The organism is Pseudomonas syringae pv. cilantro, assembly GCF_001293775.1.
Lineage (GTDB): Bacteria > Pseudomonadota > Gammaproteobacteria > Pseudomonadales > Pseudomonadaceae > Aquipseudomonas > Aquipseudomonas syringae_P.
This window is the reverse complement of sequence record NZ_LGLN01000071.1, coordinates 63,684-80,875: the sequence shown is the minus strand read 5'-3', so window position 1 is coordinate 80,875 and position 17,192 is coordinate 63,684. Positions and strand designations below refer to the sequence as shown.

Annotated in this window: 15 protein-coding genes; 2 read left to right on the top strand and 13 right to left on the bottom strand. The window is 57.9% G+C overall.

The features are described from left to right. Positions 1 to 21: 21 nt before the first annotated feature. Complete coding sequence (gene brnQ / locus ABJ99_RS19255; RefSeq protein ID WP_054087168.1) at positions 22 to 1,335, bottom strand: branched-chain amino acid transport system II carrier protein; 1,314 nt, start codon at positions 1,333 to 1,335, stop codon at positions 22 to 24. 301 nt (positions 1,336 to 1,636) lie between these two features. Between brnQ and ABJ99_RS19250 the strand changes: the two genes are divergently transcribed. Further along, positions 1,637 to 2,212 (top strand): GNAT family N-acetyltransferase, encoded by a 576-nt coding sequence (locus ABJ99_RS19250; RefSeq protein ID WP_054087167.1) that lies wholly within the window; start codon positions 1,637 to 1,639, stop codon positions 2,210 to 2,212. 98 nt (positions 2,213 to 2,310) lie between these two features. Here the strand turns inward: ABJ99_RS19250 and sucD are convergent, their stop codons facing one another. The 9 genes from sucD to sdhC form a co-directional block, all read right to left on the bottom strand. Continuing rightward, a complete protein-coding gene (gene sucD / locus ABJ99_RS19245) occupies positions 2,311 to 3,192 on the bottom strand; it encodes a succinate--CoA ligase subunit alpha (RefSeq protein WP_054087166.1) in 882 nt (293 codons plus the stop codon). After that, positions 3,192 to 4,358: an ADP-forming succinate--CoA ligase subunit beta gene (sucC, locus tag ABJ99_RS19240; RefSeq protein WP_007250006.1), complete on the bottom strand. Its 1,167-nt coding sequence runs from the start codon at positions 4,356 to 4,358 to the stop codon at positions 3,192 to 3,194. Before sucC ends, sucD begins: the two co-directional genes overlap by 1 nt. A 208-nt stretch (positions 4,359 to 4,566) precedes the next feature. After that, complete coding sequence (lpdA, locus tag ABJ99_RS19235; RefSeq protein WP_054087165.1) at positions 4,567 to 6,003, bottom strand: dihydrolipoyl dehydrogenase; 1,437 nt, start codon at positions 6,001 to 6,003, stop codon at positions 4,567 to 4,569. A gap of 172 nt (positions 6,004 to 6,175) precedes the next feature. Beyond that, complete coding sequence (odhB, locus tag ABJ99_RS19230; RefSeq protein ID WP_054087164.1) at positions 6,176 to 7,396, bottom strand: 2-oxoglutarate dehydrogenase complex dihydrolipoyllysine-residue succinyltransferase; 1,221 nt, start codon at positions 7,394 to 7,396, stop codon at positions 6,176 to 6,178. Between the two features lie 41 nt (positions 7,397 to 7,437). Further along, positions 7,438 to 10,269 carry a 2-oxoglutarate dehydrogenase E1 component gene (locus ABJ99_RS19225; protein WP_007250009.1) on the bottom strand — a complete coding sequence of 944 codons (2,832 nt, stop codon included), beginning with the start codon at positions 10,267 to 10,269 and terminating at the stop codon, positions 7,438 to 7,440. Positions 10,270 to 10,529: 260 nt separating this feature from the next. Further along, positions 10,530 to 11,234 (bottom strand): succinate dehydrogenase iron-sulfur subunit, encoded by a 705-nt coding sequence (locus tag ABJ99_RS19220; protein ID WP_007250010.1) that lies wholly within the window; start codon positions 11,232 to 11,234, stop codon positions 10,530 to 10,532. Positions 11,235 to 11,245: 11 nt separating this feature from the next. Beyond that, positions 11,246 to 13,018 (bottom strand): succinate dehydrogenase flavoprotein subunit, encoded by a 1,773-nt coding sequence (gene sdhA / locus ABJ99_RS19215; protein ID WP_054087163.1) that lies wholly within the window; start codon positions 13,016 to 13,018, stop codon positions 11,246 to 11,248. 3 nt (positions 13,019 to 13,021) lie between these two features. Then, on the bottom strand, positions 13,022 to 13,390 hold the full coding sequence (gene sdhD, locus ABJ99_RS19210; protein ID WP_003382006.1) for a succinate dehydrogenase, hydrophobic membrane anchor protein: 369 nt from the start codon (positions 13,388 to 13,390) through the stop codon (positions 13,022 to 13,024). Further along, the gene (gene sdhC / locus ABJ99_RS19205; protein WP_054087162.1) at positions 13,384 to 13,758 is read right to left on the bottom strand and encodes a succinate dehydrogenase, cytochrome b556 subunit; all 375 of its coding nucleotides are present in this window, start codon (positions 13,756 to 13,758) and stop codon (positions 13,384 to 13,386) included. The genes sdhD and sdhC overlap by 7 nt, the downstream gene beginning before the upstream one ends. A gap of 363 nt (positions 13,759 to 14,121) precedes the next feature. On the opposite strand from sdhC, the gene gltA reads away from it, so the two are divergent. After that, positions 14,122 to 15,411 (top strand): citrate synthase, encoded by a 1,290-nt coding sequence (gltA, locus tag ABJ99_RS19200; RefSeq protein WP_054087161.1) that lies wholly within the window; start codon positions 14,122 to 14,124, stop codon positions 15,409 to 15,411. A gap of 61 nt (positions 15,412 to 15,472) precedes the next feature. Here gltA and ABJ99_RS19195 read toward each other — a convergent pair whose 3' ends face one another. The 3 genes from ABJ99_RS19195 to ABJ99_RS19185 form a co-directional block, all read right to left on the bottom strand. Beyond that, positions 15,473 to 16,078 carry an START domain-containing protein gene (locus ABJ99_RS19195; protein ID WP_054087160.1) on the bottom strand — a complete coding sequence of 202 codons (606 nt, stop codon included), beginning with the start codon at positions 16,076 to 16,078 and terminating at the stop codon, positions 15,473 to 15,475. A 54-nt stretch (positions 16,079 to 16,132) separates the two neighbouring features. Beyond that, positions 16,133 to 16,390, bottom strand: coding sequence for a YkgJ family cysteine cluster protein (locus ABJ99_RS19190; RefSeq protein ID WP_054087159.1), 258 nt, complete (start codon positions 16,388 to 16,390; stop codon positions 16,133 to 16,135). A 95-nt stretch (positions 16,391 to 16,485) separates the two neighbouring features. Continuing rightward, positions 16,486 to 17,139: a translation initiation factor 2 gene (locus ABJ99_RS19185; RefSeq protein WP_080378219.1), complete on the bottom strand. Its 654-nt coding sequence runs from the start codon at positions 17,137 to 17,139 to the stop codon at positions 16,486 to 16,488. Positions 17,140 to 17,192: the final 53 nt, after the last annotated feature.

Sequence of the window (17,192 nt, the reverse complement as noted above, 5' to 3'; positions counted from 1 at the left end):
TCTGGGGTCTGGTCCCGCCCCTCAAGCCATCGCCTGGCTACGCTTGCCCATCAGCCTGTCGATGAGCACAGCACCCGCCAGCGTGACGACCGAAGGCACCAGCCAAGCAAGGCCCTGATCGCTCAGCGGCATGCTGGTCAGGGCGTTCGGAAGGTACTCACCGAATCCTGCACCCTTGATCGCGTCGATGAGGCCGAAAACGAGCGATACCAGCATCACCGGTGCGACAACCCTGCCCTGACTCTGCCAAAGCCCTTTGCAGAAACTCAGCGCGACCAGGACAATGCACGGCGGGTAAATAGCCGTCAGTACCGGAATCGAAAACTGGATCAGCTTGGTCAGCCCCAGATTGGAAACCAGCAACGAGAACACTGCCAGCATCACCACCAGCGTTCTGTAGGACAGCGGCAATACCTTGGCGAAGTACTCAGCGCATGCGCAGGTCAGACCTACCGCCGTCACCAGACACGCCAAAGAAATCAGTACGGCAAGAAACCCGCTGCCCAGCGACCCGAAGGTGTGCTGCACGTAAGCATGCAGCACCGCTGCGCCATTGCTTGCACCCGCAGCCACCGCATGACTGCCGGAACCAAGACGGAACAGGCTGATATAGACCAGCGCCAACCCAACGCCCGCAATGAGCCCGGCAATGATCGCGTAGCGGGTGATGAGGCGAGGCGAATCAACCCCCCGGGAGCGGATGGCGTTAACGATGACGATCCCGAAAACCAGCGCTCCCAGCGTGTCCATTGTCAGGTAACCATTGATAAAGCCCTGAGAAAACGGCGCAGCGGCATAGGCCGGCTCAGCCTCCCCTATGCCGCCTGCTGGCAAGGCAAATGCAGCGATGCCCAGGACCGCCAGCGCGATGATCTTGAGCGGTGCCAGGAAACGTCCGACCGTGTCCAGCAGGCGGCCCGGGTACAGCGAAACCCAGAACACCACAAGGAAATACACCAGGCTATAGAGGAACAGCGCCATCGGACTGTCGCCGGTCAGCGGTGCCAGACCGACTTCAAACGAGACGGTGGCCGTACGCGGGGTCGCGAACAGCGGACCAACTGCCAGATAGCAGACCGCCGCAAGTGCCCCGCCGGCAATCTTGCCGATCGGGCTGCTCAAGGCATCCATCGCGCCACCGACCTTGGCCAGGGCAATCACCGTGATCACCGGCAGACCGACCGCCGTGACCAGAAAGCCGAGCGCCGCCATCCACACATGCGGCCCGGCCTGAAGACCCACGATGGGCGGAAAGATGATGTTGCCAGCCCCGACAAACAGGGCAAATGTCATAAAACCGAGTGCCAGGATGTCCTGGCCTTTCAAGACTTTCATTACGAGGGACCACACGGATTCGAGATGAGGGATGGGACGTCACCCATGAATGAGGTAGACGCAGCCCGTCGGCGTAAGACGTGGCAGTACCTTGCGAAACACCCCTCGTGAGGGCACCGCAAAAACGGCGGACAGGGTAGCCAACTTCGACCAAAAATGCACTGTCTCAGGGCTTATCACCCGACGACGCACCTTTTAACGGCAGTCGAACAAACCGCTGGATATTCGGAAACATCCGACAGACCAACCATTGATTGATCGGTAGATTGGCCGGCATCTCTGCTGCCGATGACTGATGTCCATGCCCGAAACGAACACCCGACCCGTTGTTCTCACCCCGACCCTGCATACACCACGTCTGCTCCTGCTGCCGCTGCAACTCGAAGACGCGCCCGCCATGCAGAGCCTGTTCAACCACTGGGAGGTCGTGCGCTACCTGACCCATCACGTGCCCTGGCCTTATCCCGAAGGCGAAGCACTGCGCTACCTGCGCGAAGACGCTCTGCCTGCGATGCAGGACGGGGAAGAATGGCATTGGTCGATTCGTCTGCGCAGTCAACAAGGCCGCTTGATCGGCAGTGCCTGCATGATGGACGAGCAGGATAACAACCGTGGCTTCTGGCTTTCACCGGCCTATCAGGGGCTGGGGCTGATGTCAGAGGTCTGCGTGGCGATTGATCGCTTCTGGTTTGAAACACTCAAACGCCCTGTGCTGCGCGTGGCCAAGTCCGCCTTGAATGAAGCGTCCTGTCGCCTGTCGCAGCGCGAAGGCATGCGCCTGGTGACCGTTCAGGAATCGCAGTTTGTCTGCGGCACGACGCAGGAACAGCTATGGGAATTGACGCGGGACGAATGGCTGGCACATAACGGCGGGTAGCCAAACTGACACCGGCATGCCCGACATGACTTTCACGCACCCAAACAAAAGCCACCCGAAGGTGGCTTTTGTCGATTGCTCGATGAAGTAAGTGAAACTTACTTGGTCGGCCAACCGGTCAGCTCGGCCAGGGCCTTGCCGATGTCTGCCAGGGAGCGCACGGTTTTTACGCCAGCGTCCTGCAGGGCAGCGAATTTCTCGTCTGCAGTACCTTTACCACCGGAGATGATTGCGCCGGCATGGCCCATGCGCTTGCCCGGAGGAGCAGTCACACCAGCGATGTAGGAAACAACCGGCTTGGTCACGTGTGCCTTGATGTAGGCAGCCGCTTCTTCTTCAGCCGAACCGCCGATCTCGCCGATCATGACGATCGCTTCGGTCTGCGGGTCTTCCTGGAACAGCTTCAGGATGTCGATGAAGTTCGAACCAGGGATCGGGTCACCGCCGATGCCTACGCAGGTGGACTGACCGAAACCGGCGTCAGTGGTCTGCTTGACAGCTTCGTAGGTCAGGGTGCCGGAACGCGACACGATGCCTACCTTGCCTGGCAAGTGAATGTGGCCTGGCATGATGCCGATCTTGCACTCGCCCGGAGTGATCACGCCTGGGCAGTTAGGACCGATCAGGACCACACCCAGCTCGTCGCACTTGACCTTGGCTTCCAGCATGTCGATGGTCGGGATGCCTTCGGTGATGCAGACGATCAGCTTGATGCCGCCGAACGCTGCTTCAAGGATGGAATCCTTGCAGAAAGGAGCCGGAACATAGATCACGCTGGCGGTTGCGCCAGTAGTTTCTACCGCTTCTTTCACAGTGTTGAACACTGGCAGGTTCAGGTGCGTGGTGCCGCCTTTGCCTGGTGTCACGCCGCCGACCATCTTAGTGCCGTAGGCAATAGCTTGTTCGGAGTGGAAGGTACCTTGCGAACCAGTGAAACCCTGGCAGATAACCTTGGTGTCTTTATTGATCAGGACGCTCATTACTTGCCCTCCGCGGCTTTGACGACTTGTTGAGCAGCGTCGGTCAGGCTGGTAGCAGCGATAATGTTCAAACCGCTTTCTGCCAGTACTTTAGCGCCCAGTTCAGCGTTGTTGCCTTCAAGGCGCACAACAACCGGGATTTTCACGCCGACTTCTTTCACTGCACCGATGATGCCTTCGGCAATCATGTCGCAACGAACGATGCCGCCGAAGATGTTGACCAGTACTGCGGCGACATTGGTGTCGGACAGAATGATCTTGAACGCTTCGGTAACGCGCTCCTTGGTGGCACCGCCGCCAACGTCAAGGAAGTTCGCAGGCTTGCCGCCATGCAGGTTGACGATGTCCATGGTACCCATGGCCAGGCCAGCACCATTGACCATGCAACCGATGTTGCCTTCCAGCGCTACGTAGTTCAGTTCGAACTTGGCAGCGTGAGCTTCGCGAGGATCGTCCTGCGAAGGATCGTGGAAGCCTTTCAGCTTGGGCTGACGGTACATGGCGTTGGCGTCGATGTTGATCTTGGCGTCCAGGCAGTGCAGATCGCCGTCATCCTTGATCACCAGCGGGTTCACTTCCAGCAGAGCCAGATCGTGGTCCTGGAACAGTTTGGCCAGACCGGTGAAGATCTTGGCGAACTGAGTGACCTGCTTGCCTTCCAGACCCAGCTGGAAAGCCAGATCGCGACCCTGGAATGGCTGAGCGCCAACCAGTGGATCGATAGTAGCCTTGAGAATCTTTTCAGGAGTGTCGTGCGCGATTTTCTCGATGTCCACGCCACCTTCGGTGGAAGCCATGAACACGATACGACGGCTGGAGCGATCGACCACAGCGCCCAGATACAGCTCTTTGGCGATATTGGTGCAGGACTCGACCAGGATCTTGGTCACTGGCTGACCGTTGGCGTCAGTCTGGTAAGTGACCAGACGTTTGCCCAGCCACTGTTGAGCGAAGGCTGCTGCATCTTCCTTGCTGCGAACCAGCTTGACGCCGCCCGCTTTACCACGACCACCTGCGTGAACCTGGGCTTTGACAACCCACTCGGTCCCGCCGATCTTGTCGCAGGCTTCTGCTGCTGCTTCCGGGGTGTCTACCGCGTAACCTTTGGATACTGGCAGGCCGTACTCAGCGAACAGCTGCTTACCCTGATACTCGTGAAGATTCATGCTTATTACCGTCTTCGTTTAGGTACTGCGCATTCGGTGCTGCACGTCAGCGTGCCGCACCACCTGTGACCGCTACTTCCGGACGACCCCGCAAGTGTCATTGGACACTCATGAAGCCGCCTGAGAGGTCGAGTCCGGCGCAGATTCCGCGGTAAGCCCTGCTGGCAAGGCTCACGACGGGCACTGCGTCGTGGTTTCTCTTGTTGTCTTAGCGTTTCTTGCGATTCTGAATGTGAATGGCGCCGCCATTCACAGCCAGTGCAGCTTCATGCAATGCCTCGGACAGAGTCGGGTGCGAGAAGACCATCATGCCGATATCTTCTGCACTGGTGCCGAATTCCATCGCGATGGCGCCCTGCTGTACCAGTTCGGCAGCGCTAGGGCCAATAACGTGGACACCCAGAACGCGATCGGTCTTGGCGTCGGCAATGATCTTGACGAAGCCACCGGTGTCGTTGGCGGCCATGGCACGGCCACTGGCTGCGAACGGGAACGTACCGACATTGACTTCAACGCCTTCGGCCTTGAGGGTCTGTTCGGTCTTGCCGACCCAGGCGATTTCCGGGTGGGTGTAGATAACCGATGGGACCAGGTTGTAGTTCATCTGGGCCTTGTGGCCCTTGATGCGCTCGACAACCATGATGCCTTCTTCCGAAGCCTTGTGGGCCAGCATCAGGCCACGTACCACGTCACCGATGGCGTAAACGCCGGGAACGCTGGTGGTGCAATAGTCATCGACGTAGATGAAACCGCGCTCGTCGAGGTCGACGCCACTGTCAGCAGCCAGCAGGTCGGTGGTCACCGGACGACGGCCAACGGCAACGATCAGGCGATCAAAGGTGATCGACTGCTCGCCGGCAGCGTCGGTGTAGCTGACAACCACTTCTTCGCCGTTAACCTTGGAACCGGTCACGCGAGCGCCGAGCTTGATGTCCAGGCCCTGCTTGGTGAAGGTTTTCAGTGCTTCCTTGGAAACGGCTTCGTCAGCGGCCGGGATGAACTTGTCCAGCGCTTCCAGAACAGTGACCTGAGCGCCGAGGCGAGCCCAGACCGAACCCAGTTCCAGACCGATCACGCCAGCGCCGATCACGCCCAGACGCTGTGGAACCTGTTGGAATTCCAGTGCACCGGTGGAATCGACGATGACTTTCTGATCGACCGGAGCTGGCGGGATGTCGATAGGACGCGAGCCCGAAGCCAGGATCACGTGGTCCGCTTCGATGATTTCAACAGTGCCGTCGGCCGCTGTCAGCTCGACTTTCTTGCCGGCCAGCAATTTGCCGTGACCTTGCAGAGTGGTCACGCCGTTGGCTTTGAACAGGCTGGAAACACCGCCGGTCAGGCCTTTGACGATGGTCGACTTGCGGCCGATCATGGCCGGTACGTCCATGGTGACGTCAGACGTCGAAATGCCATGCACGCTGAAACCGTTCTTGGCTTCGTAGAATTTCCACGAGCTGTCGAGCAGCGCCTTGGAAGGAATGCAACCGACATTCAGGCAGGTACCGCCGAGGGCCAGTTTGCCCTCCTTGTCCTGATATTTCTCGATGCAGGCAGTCTTGAGACCAAGTTGCGCAGCCTTGATGGCGGCAACATAGCCGCCAGGGCCTGCGCCAATCACTACCACGTCGAATTTCTGGGACATAACAAAGAGTTCCTCTTTAGCTGCTAGCTTTAAGCTGCAAGCTGCAAGTCGGTCCGCGTTTCAGCGCGAGGCCGACTTGCGACCTATTGATTAGGTAAAACACATCAGCCCCGACTGCGCGCCCTTTCGCTTCCGACTTGAAGCTTGAAGCGTGCGACTCGAGGCTGCTTCATCAGATATCCAGCAACAGACGAGCTGGATCTTCCAGCAGGTTCTTGATGGTAACGAGGAAAGTTACGGCTTCTTTACCATCGATCAAACGGTGGTCGTATGACAGCGCCAGATACATCATCGGGCGAATCACCACCTGACCGTTGATTGCCATCGGACGCTGCAGAATGTTGTGCATGCCCAGAATGGCCGCCTGTGGCGGATTGACGATCGGCGTCGACATCATCGAACCGAAAGTACCACCGTTGGTGATGGTGAACGTACCACCGGTCATCTCGTCGATGGACAGCTTACCGTCACGGGCTTTTTTGCCGAAGGTAGCGATGCCGCCTTCGATCTCAGCCAGGCTCATGTGCTCTGCGTTACGCAGAACCGGTACAACCAGACCGCGATCGCTGGAAACTGCTACACCAACGTCGGCATAACCGTGGTAAACGATGTCGGAACCGTCGATCGAAGCGTTGACCGCCGGGAAGCGTTTCAGTGCTTCGGTGGCCGCTTTGACGAAGAAGGACATGAAGCCCAGACGCACGCCATTGTGCGACTTCTCGAACAGGTCCTTGTACTTCGAACGCAGCGCCATGACTTCGGTCATGTCGACTTCGTTGAACGTGGTCAGCATCGCCATGTTCGACTGAGCTTCGACCAGACGCTTGGCAACGGTCGCACGAACGCGGGTCATCGGCACGCGCTTCTCGGTACGATCACCAGCAGCCACGACAGGCGCAGCGGCTGCGGCAGGCTTGGCAGCAGGCGCAGCGGCTGGAGCGGATTTCTTCGCTTCAACGGCAGCAACGATGTCTTCTTTGGTGATACGGCCGTCTTTACCGGTGCCTTTGACGCTGGCCAGGTTGATGCCGTTTTCTTCAGCCAGTTGACGCGCAGCAGGCGCGGCAATCGGGTCTTCTTCGCCAGCGGCAGACGGTGCAGCGGCGGGTGCCGAGGCAGGCGCAGCAGCAGGTGCTGGAGCAGCAGATGCCGTGGCACCGTCATTCAAAGAGCCAAGCACTTCGTTGGACAGGACGATAGCGCCCTCTTCCTTGGTGATAGCGCCCATCACGCCGTCAGCTTCGGCCAGCACTTCCAGGACAACCTTGTCAGTCTCGATGTCAACCAGCATCTCGTCGCGCTTTACCGCATCACCCTCTTTTTTGTACCACTTGGAAATGGTGCCATCGGCAACGGATTCCGGGAAAGAGGGGGCTTTGATATCGATAGCCATTATCTGTAATTCCTTAATTCGGTTTCTAATGCTCGAAGGCGTTAAACAGTGAAGGCATCGCGCAGGAGTTTTTCCTGCTGCTCGGCGTGCATCGAAGCGTAGCCACAGGCTGGCGCGGCGGAGGCATCACGACCGGCGTACTCGAGAACGAGTTCGCGTTTGTGGTTGCCCATGCTGCGGCGCAGATGGTGCTGACTGCTGTACCAGGCGCCCTGGTTCATCGGTTCTTCCTGACACCAGACCACATGCTGCAGGTTGGTGTAAGGCGCGATGGTTTCCATCAAATCATCTTCAGGGAACGGGTACAGCTGCTCCAGACGCACGATGGCGATGTCTTCACGACCTTCGGCACGGCGTTTTTCCAGCAGGTCGTAGTAAACCTTGCCGCTACACAGCACCAGACGCGTGACCTTGGCCGGATCGAGGGTATCGATTTCCGGAATGACGGTCTGGAACGAACCTTCGGCCAGATCTTCAAGGGTCGAAACGGCGAGCTTGTGACGCAGCAGAGATTTCGGCGTCAGCACGATCAGCGGCTTGCGCAGCGGACGGATGACCTGACGACGGAGCAAGTGGTAGATCTGCGCCGGCGTCGTCGGTACGCACACCTGAATGTTGTGCTCGGCACACAATTGCAGGTAACGCTCGAGACGTGCCGAAGAGTGCTCCGGCCCCTGCCCTTCATAGCCGTGAGGCAAGAGCATGGTCAGACCGCACAGACGGCCCCACTTGTGCTCGCCGCTGGTAATGAACTGATCGACAACCACCTGGGCACCGTTGGCGAAATCGCCGAACTGCGCTTCCCAGATAACCAGTGCATCAGGCTGGGTGGTCGAATAACCGTATTCGAACGCCAGCACAGCTTCTTCCGACAGGAACGAATCGTACAGGTCGAAACGCGGCTGACCGGAATACAGGTTCTGCAACGGAATGTAAGTGGTAGCGTCTTTCTGGTTGTGCAGAACAGCGTGCCGGTGCGAGAACGTCCCGCGGCCAATGTCCTGACCGGTCATGCGGATCGGATGACCTTCGAATGCCAGCGTGGCGTATGCCATGGTTTCGGCGTAGCCCCAGTTGATCGGCAAGCCACCGGCCTGCATCTTCTGGCGATCTTCGTAGATCTTCTGTACCTGACGCTGCACGACGAAACCTTCCGGCAGTTCCATCAGCTTGGCCGACAGTTCCTGCAGCGTTTTCAGATCGAAGCGGGTGTCATGACGCGCAGTCCAGGCGTGGCCCAGATACGGACGCCAGTCAACGAACAATTCCTTGTTCGGCTCCTTGACCAGGCTTTTCACCACGTGCAGGCCGTTGTCCAGCGCACTGCGATAGTCGTCGACCTTGGCCTGAACACGGGCTTCATCAAGGACGCCGGTCTTGATCAGATGCTCGGCATACAGCTCACGGGTGGTGCGCTGCTTGGTGATCTGCTGGTACATCAGAGGCTGGGTGCCGCTAGGCTCGTCAGCTTCGTTGTGACCGCGACGACGGTAGCAGACCAGATCGATGACGATGTCCCGCTTGAACTGCATGCGGTAATCGATCGCCAGCTGGGTAACGAACATCACGGCTTCAGGATCATCACCATTTACATGGAGGATCGGCGCCTGGATCATCTTGGCAACGTCGGTGGCGTACTCGGTGGAACGCGAGTCCAGCGGGTTGCTGATGGTGAAACCCACCTGGTTGTTGATGACGATGTGGATCGTGCCGCCCGTCTTGAAGCCGCGAGTCTGCGACATCTGGAAGGTTTCCATGACCACGCCCTGACCGGCAAACGCCGCGTCGCCGTGGAGGGAAATAGGCAGAACCTTGTCGCCATTCGGATCGTTGCGACGATCCTGACGTGCACGCACCGAACCTTCGACCACCGGAGAAACGATCTCCAGGTGAGAAGGGTTGAAAGCCATGGCGAGGTGAACTTCGCCGCCTGCGGTCATGACGTTGGAAGAGAAGCCCTGGTGGTATTTGACGTCACCGGAACCCAGTTCTACTTTCTTCTTGCCTTCGAACTCGTCGAACAGGTCGCGCGGGTTCTTGCCGAAGGTGTTGACCAGCACGTTCAGACGGCCACGGTGGGCCATGCCGATCACGACTTCCTTGGTGCCATAGGACCCGGAACGCTGAATCAGCTCATCGAGCATCGGAATCAGGCTTTCGCCGCCTTCCAGACCGAAACGCTTGGTACCCGGGTATTTGGTGCCCAGGTATTTCTCGAGACCTTCCGCCGCGGTGACGCGTTCCAGCAGGTGGCTCTGGATGTCAGCCGAAAACGTCGGACGGCCGCGAACACTTTCCAGACGCTGCATGAACCAGTTGCGCTGCTCGGAATCCACGATGTGCGTGAACTCGGAGCCGATGGTGCGACAATATGTCTGCTGCAACGCTTCGTGAATTTCGCGTAGGCTCGCTTCCTCTTTGCCAATGAACAAGTCACCGGCGCGGAAAGTCGTGTCCAGATCGGCATTGGTCAAGCCGTAATGGTTTATCGACAGGTCGGCAGGCGCAGGTCGCTGCCACAGGCCCAGCGGATCGAGCTGGGCAGCCTGATGGCCACGCATCCGATAAGCCTGGATCAGTCGCAGCACTTCAACCTGCTTCTTTTCATGCTCGCTGCTCACACTGCCGGCGGAAACCGGCTGAGCGCGGCGCTGGTTTTTGGCCAGCAACACGAAATGATCGCGAATAGTCGAGTGCGATACATCAGTGGCAGAGCTGCCGTCTGCAGGCAACTTCTGAAAGTAGGTGCGCCATTCTTCTGGCACAGCGTTAGGGTCGTGCAGGTAGAGCTCATAGAGCTCTTCCACATAGGCAGCGTTACCACCGGATAGGTGGGCACTGTTCCACATGCGCTGCATCACGCTTTCTTGCATGCTTGGTCACCCTCGGTAAGGGGACACCACCGGCGCAGACACCAGAGCAAATCCTGAAATAGTCGTGTGCAGCGACTGTATCAAGTCACCAGGGATCACGCAGATAGTCCGGGTACCAGCCCGGATGCCCCTGCTGGTCTCATTTCTTCAAAATAAGAGCCGCAGCTTTGCAAGCTACTGCTCAGGTTAAAACTACGGCGCCGGTTGAAGCCTGCGCCGCAGCCACTTCAGTGCAACGGTGTAACAGATAAAGCGATAGATCAGACGCCGTTTTGCAACAACATGTTGCGCACGTGACCGATAGCCTTGGTTGGGTTAAGGCCTTTCGGGCAAACGTTGACGCAGTTCATGATGCCGCGGCAGCGGAATACGCTGAACGGATCGTCGAGCGAAGCCAGACGTTCGCTGGTGCGGGTGTCACGGCTGTCAGCCAGAAAACGATAGGCTTGCAGCAGCGCAGCCGGGCCGAGGAACTTGTCGGGATTCCACCAGAAGGACGGGCAGGAAGTCGAGCAGCAAGCACACAAGATGCACTCGTATAGACCATCTAGCTTTTCGCGTTCTTCCGGCGTTTGCAGACGTTCGATGGCCGGAGCCGGCGTGTCATTCTGCAGGAACGGTTTCACCTTCTCGTACTGCTTGTAGAAGATGCTCATATCGACGACCAGGTCACGAATGACTGGCAGGCCCGGCAACGGGCGCACGATCAGCTTACCCTTGGCAACTACGGCAGACAGCGGCGTGATGCAGGCCAGTCCGTTCTTGCCGTTGATGTTCATGCCATCGGAACCGCATACGCCCTCACGGCATGAGCGACGGTACGAGAACCCTTGATCCTGCTCTTTGACCAGAGCCAGCACGTCCAGCACCATCAGGTCTTTGCCACCGGTATCGACCTGAAACTCCTGCATGAACGGCGCTGCGTCCTGCTCAGGGTTGTAACGATAAACACTGACTTGCAACATATCGGCCACCCTTAATAAGTCCGAATCTTGGGTTCAAAAGTCGGGACGGTTTTCGGCGAGAAGTTCACGGCACGCTTGGTTACGCGCTTGTCACCCGGGAAATACAGGGTGTGGCACAACCAGTTTTCGTCGTCGCGATCTTCAAAGTCTTCACGGGCGTGAGCGCCGCGGGACTCTTTACGATGTTCTGCTGCGATCGCCGTCGCTTCGGCAACCTCCAGCAGGTTTTGCAGTTCAAGCGCTTCGATACGGGCAGTGTTGAATGCCTGACTCTTGTCGTTGATCTTGACGTTGGCGATGCGCACGCGCAGGTCAGCCAGCTGGGCTATACCCTTCTGCATGTATTCGCCGGTACGGAACACACCGAAGTAGTTCTGCATGCAGCTCTGCAGCTCTTTACGCAGGGTGGCAACGTCTTCGCCAGTGGTGCGCTCGTTCAGGCCGGCAAGGCGTGCGAGAGCAGCATCGATGTCGGACTGGGAAGCGCGGGCGTAATCAACACCCTCGCGCAACGCCTGCTCCAGGTGGATACCGGCGGCACGGCCGAACACCACCAGATCGAGCAACGAGTTGCCGCCCAGACGGTTGGCACCGTGAACCGATACGCAAGCCACTTCACCTACCGCAAACAGACCCGGAATGATCTGGTCGACGCCAGCCGCATCCTGAGTGATCGCCTGACCATGAATGTTGGTAGCGACACCACCCATCATGTAGTGGCAGGTAGGTACGACTGGAATCGGCGCGGTGGCCGGGTCGACGTGGGCGAAGGTCTTGGACAGCTCCATGATGCCTGGCAGACGGCTGTGCAAGACTTCTTCACCCAGGTGATCAAGCTTGAGCATCACGTGATCGCCATCCGGACCACAACCATTACCGGCAATGATTTCCTTGACCATTGAGCGCGCAACCACGTCACGACCGGCAAGGTCCTTGGCGTTCGGAGCATAACGCTCCATGAAACGCTCGCCGTGCTTGTTGATCAGGTAACCGCCTTCACCGCGGCAACCTTCGGTGACCAGTACACCTGCGCCAGCGATGCCGGTCGGGTGGAACTGCCACATCTCGATGTCCTGAACCGGCACGCCAGCGCGCAGCGCCATGCCGATACCGTCACCGGTGTTGATCAGGGCGTTGGTGGTGGACGAGTAGATACGACCTGCACCGCCGGTTGCCAGCACGGTAGCGTTGGCGCGGATGTAGGAGGTTTCACCGGTCTCGATGCAAATGGCGATGATGCCGACGAAGGCACCATCCTGGTTTTTCACCAGGTCGACTGCGTAGTATTCGTTGAGGAATACGGTGCCGGCCTTGAGATTGGCCTGATACAGCGTGTGCAGCAGCGCGTGACCGGTACGGTCGGCGGCAGCACAGGTACGTGCAGCCTGACCGCCCTTGCCGAAGTCCTTGGACTGACCACCGAACGGACGCTGATAGATGCGACCCTGCTCGGTACGGGAAAACGGCAGGCCCATATGCTCGAGCTCGAAGACCGCTTCCGGACCTACGGAACACATGTACTCGATAGCGTCCTGGTCACCGATGTAGTCGGAACCCTTGACGGTATCGTACATGTGCCAGCGCCAGTCATCGTTCGGATCGGCCGAAGCGATTGCGCAGGTGATGCCACCCTGAGCTGACACCGTGTGCGAACGGGTCGGGAAAACCTTGGTGACCACGGCAGTCTTGTGACCACCTTGAGCCAGTTGCAGCGCAGCGCGCATGCCGGCACCGCCGCCACCAATGATGATGGCGTCGAAAGAAAGCGCATTAATATTAGCCATGGATCAGATACCCCAAAGAATCTGCACACCCCAGACGAAGTAAGCGAACATCAGAACGCCGCATACTGCCTGGAACAGGAAACGTACTGCAGTGGCGGACTTGCCCAGCGCCATCGGCGTCAGGTAGTCGGTCGCGATGGTCCACATGCCTACCCAGGCGTGAGCACCAAGGGCAACGAGTGCCAGCAGACTGAAGATACGCATTCCGTTGTGAGCGAACAGATCATGCCATTGGGCGTAACTCAGACCCGGATGAAAGACCATGTATCCGATCAGGAATATGAAATAAGCCGCGAGCACGACGGCGGATACGCGTTGCGCCATCCAGTCGTAGAGACCCGAACGCGACAGGTTCGTGACGTTGGTTACCATATCCATACTCCCGCCAGAAGAATCAGTACCACGGAAACCGCGATAACGATTTTGGAGCCCAGCTTGCCGCCTTCGAGCGTCTCGCCTACCCCGGAGTCCATGATCAGGTGACGGATACCGGCCACCATGTGGTACAGCAGGGCAGACAATAGTCCCCAGATGATCAGCTTGGCCAGCGGACTGGTCATGCACGCCTTGACTTCACCAAAACCTTCTTCGGAGGCCAGCGACTTGTCCATTGCATACAGCATGATTGCAATACCGACAAAGAGGATGACACCGGAGATGCGGTGAAGGATGGACGTGTAAGCGGTGACTGGGAGCTTGATGGTCCTTAGGTCTAGATTTACAGGTCGTTGGCTATTCACGGCTTTTTTTCACACTGAAGAGCCCCTAACAATCAGGGCAAGTTGTTGGGAAGTGCACTGGTCAGGTACCCACCACCCAGGAAGTGACGACCCCCTTGAAACAGGCCAAAAAGCCTCTGGCGGTCGGACGCCGAGTATAGACAGTTAGGGCGCTAATGACAACGCGCAGACTTACCGCCAATGGCGCATTGCGCTACCGGGACAAAAGGCGTAAACGGCAGGAAACGGCTTCGAAAAATCCATTGCCGGAGCCTTGCGGAACACGACTTTAGGCAAATTGACTTTAGAATTTATCTCACTATAGTGATGCGGGCCCTGCGTGGGGGGCCTGTCTGATGATTTGAAGCATAAATAGGAGGCCACATGGCTGACAAAAAAGCGCAGTTGATCATCGAGGGCGCTGCCCCCGTCGAGCTGCCAATTCTGACGGGTACAGTCGGTCCGGACGTGATCGACGTACGCGGTCTTACCGCCACCGGCCGCTTCACATTTGACCCTGGCTTCATGTCCACGGCATCTTGCGAGTCGAAGATCACCTACATCGATGGTGATAACGGAATCCTGCTTCACCGCGGCTACCCGATCGAGCAACTGGCAGAGCAGTCCGATTACCTGGAAACCTGCTACCTGCTGCTCAATGGCGAACTGCCGACTGCCGAGCAGAAAGCCCAGTTCGTCGCCGTGGTCAAGAACCACACAATGGTTCACGAACAGCTCAAGACCTTTTTCAACGGTTTCCGCCGTGATGCCCACCCGATGGCCGTCATGTGTGGCGTCGTCGGCGCCCTGTCGGCGTTCTATCACGACTCGCTGGACATCAATAACCCGCAACACCGCGAAATTTCCGCCGTGCGCCTGGTTGCCAAGATGCCCACCCTGGCAGCGATGGTTTACAAGTACTCCATGGGCCAGCCCATGATGTACCCGCGTAATGACCTCAGCTACGCCGAAAACTTCCTGCACATGATGTTCAACACCCCGTGCGAGATCAAACCGATCAGCCCGGTGCTGGCCAAGGCGATGGACAAGATCTTCATCCTCCACGCCGATCACGAGCAGAATGCGTCGACCTCCACCGTGCGCATGGCAGGGTCCTCGGGTGCCAACCCGTTCGCCTGTATCGCCGCCGGTATCGCAGCGCTCTGGGGCCCCGCTCACGGCGGCGCCAACGAGGCCGTGCTGACCATGCTCGATGAAATTGGCGATGTGTCGAACATCGACGCGTTTATCGCCAAGGCCAAGGACAAAAACGATCCGTTCAAGCTCATGGGCTTTGGCCATCGCGTTTACAAGAATCGCGACCCACGTGCCACGGTGATGAAGCAGACCTGCGACGAAGTACTCAAGGAACTGGGCATCACCAACGATCCTCAACTCGAACTGGCCATGCGCCTTGAGGAAATCGCCCTCACCGACCCGTACTTCATCGAACGCTCGCTGTACCCGAACGTTGACTTCTACTCGGGCATCATTCTCAAGGCGATTGGCATCCCGACCAGCATGTTCACCGTAATATTCGCCCTGGCGCGGACTGTCGGCTGGATCTCGCACTGGAAGGAAATGCTCTCCAGTCCGTACAAGATCGGTCGCCCGCGCCAGCTCTACACCGGCGATGTACAGCGCGACATCGTTCCGCTGCAAGATCGCAAGTAAGCAACACGCAAAAAAACAAAGGGCTGCCCATCTGGCAGCCCTTTTTTGTACCGATGTCGAATTACTGCGCAGCCCGCTCTCTGAGCGCCTTCAGCGTATTGAACGGCGCATCGACGACAAACTTGTTGGCAATCATCGACGGCACGCTGCCACCTGGCTCGGTGTGAGCCTGATAAGTCACTTCAGTCTGATTCGGGCCTTTGGGCACCATTTTCCAGAAGCCTTTCACTTCGGCAACACGCACGAAGCCTTTTTCTTCAGGAACGTAGTTGGGCTGCCCTTGGAGATTTCGGGTAACACTGCCATCAGCGCCTTCCTGGGTCGTGATCAGCAGCACTGAATCACGTGGCGTTACCGGCCATGGGGTATTGAACTGACTGTAAGTCCAGGTCTTGTCACCTTCATGCTTGAGCACTTTCTGCAATTTGCACTCATGAATCCAGGCACAGGCGCCCGCCACGTCCTCTTGCAGCGCGCGCAACTTACCGACACTGGCATTGATCGTGGCTACGCCGCGATAGGCCTTGTAATCGGACCCGGGTATATCGCTCAACGAGACCTTGATACCGTCCTCGTCCTTGGCGACCTTCCAGTCTTCAGCCTGCGCCACCCCGGCAAGCATTACGGTCAATCCACAAGCAATGGCAGTGTGATACAGCGGACTCATTGTTTTATTCCTTGTTTGAAGTTCCGACAAAACGCTTGCGCTCAAATCAACTTTTCAGACTGCCGCAGTAGCTTTTTCCCACCAGCCAATCAGGCGGATCGCATCAGCCTGATCAACGCCGCAGACATCGGCAGCTGCCTTGAACTGACTGCAGACCGCAGGGCGCTCAGGCTTACCGAACAAGGCACACAACAACTCGAGCGACAGGTGCAGGCAACGCTCTCCTGCGGGCTTTCCGTGCGGCATACCGGGTATGGCAGATGTGATGGAAGGCGCGATGCAACACGCACCACACTCTGAACGGCAGTCCATGACCCGACACCCTTGAAGAGAAAATGAAAAAAGAGCACGGATATTAACCGCGGAAATGCCCGCTTGAAAATGCCGTATCGGACGATCAGCAGGGCTTACTGCTTGAATTTGAAATCCAGAGCAGCACCCTCTACGTCGCGACGATTGTCGTTGCGCATCTGCAATTGCATTTCATTGGTCAGCAATCGACCTTCAAGCTCGAAAGGACTGCCGCCAGGCGTATCGCCAAACATCTGCGGCAACAATGGCTTGTGCTTATTGGTGATGACCTTGGCTGGCGGGTCCAGCTCCTTGACCAGTTCAGGCGGCAGACTCAGGTCCAGTCTGGGCGATTTTATCCGCACATCCTTGGCGCTGGGCTCCTTGGCGGCTTTGCGATTGCTGGCGCTGGTCTCGCGTTTGCTCGTGGCGTTCTTCGCCGACGTCGCTTTGGACGTCGGCCTGGCAGCACTGGAGGCTGGCGCCTTGTTGATCTGAGCAGCCGAAGGAGCGTTCTGCTCTTTGCCGACCACCACAGGCACTACAGGGACACCCGGCATCAGTTCATGCATGGAGTCGGGCACTTTTGGCAACACTGTCTCGGCCGCGGACTTCTGCGCAACAGGCTCCGCCTCTTTCACCGCTGCTTTGGGTAACACAGGCGCTGGCGCGACAGCCTCGGTTTTAGGCTTGGGCACGGGCGTTTGCCGAGCATCACAACCGCTCAGCACAACGAGGACCAACAATCCGAAACAACGAAACACATTCATAGGCAGACATCAGACAAGACAGTGGCAAAGCCGGGAAGAAACATATGCTGTCC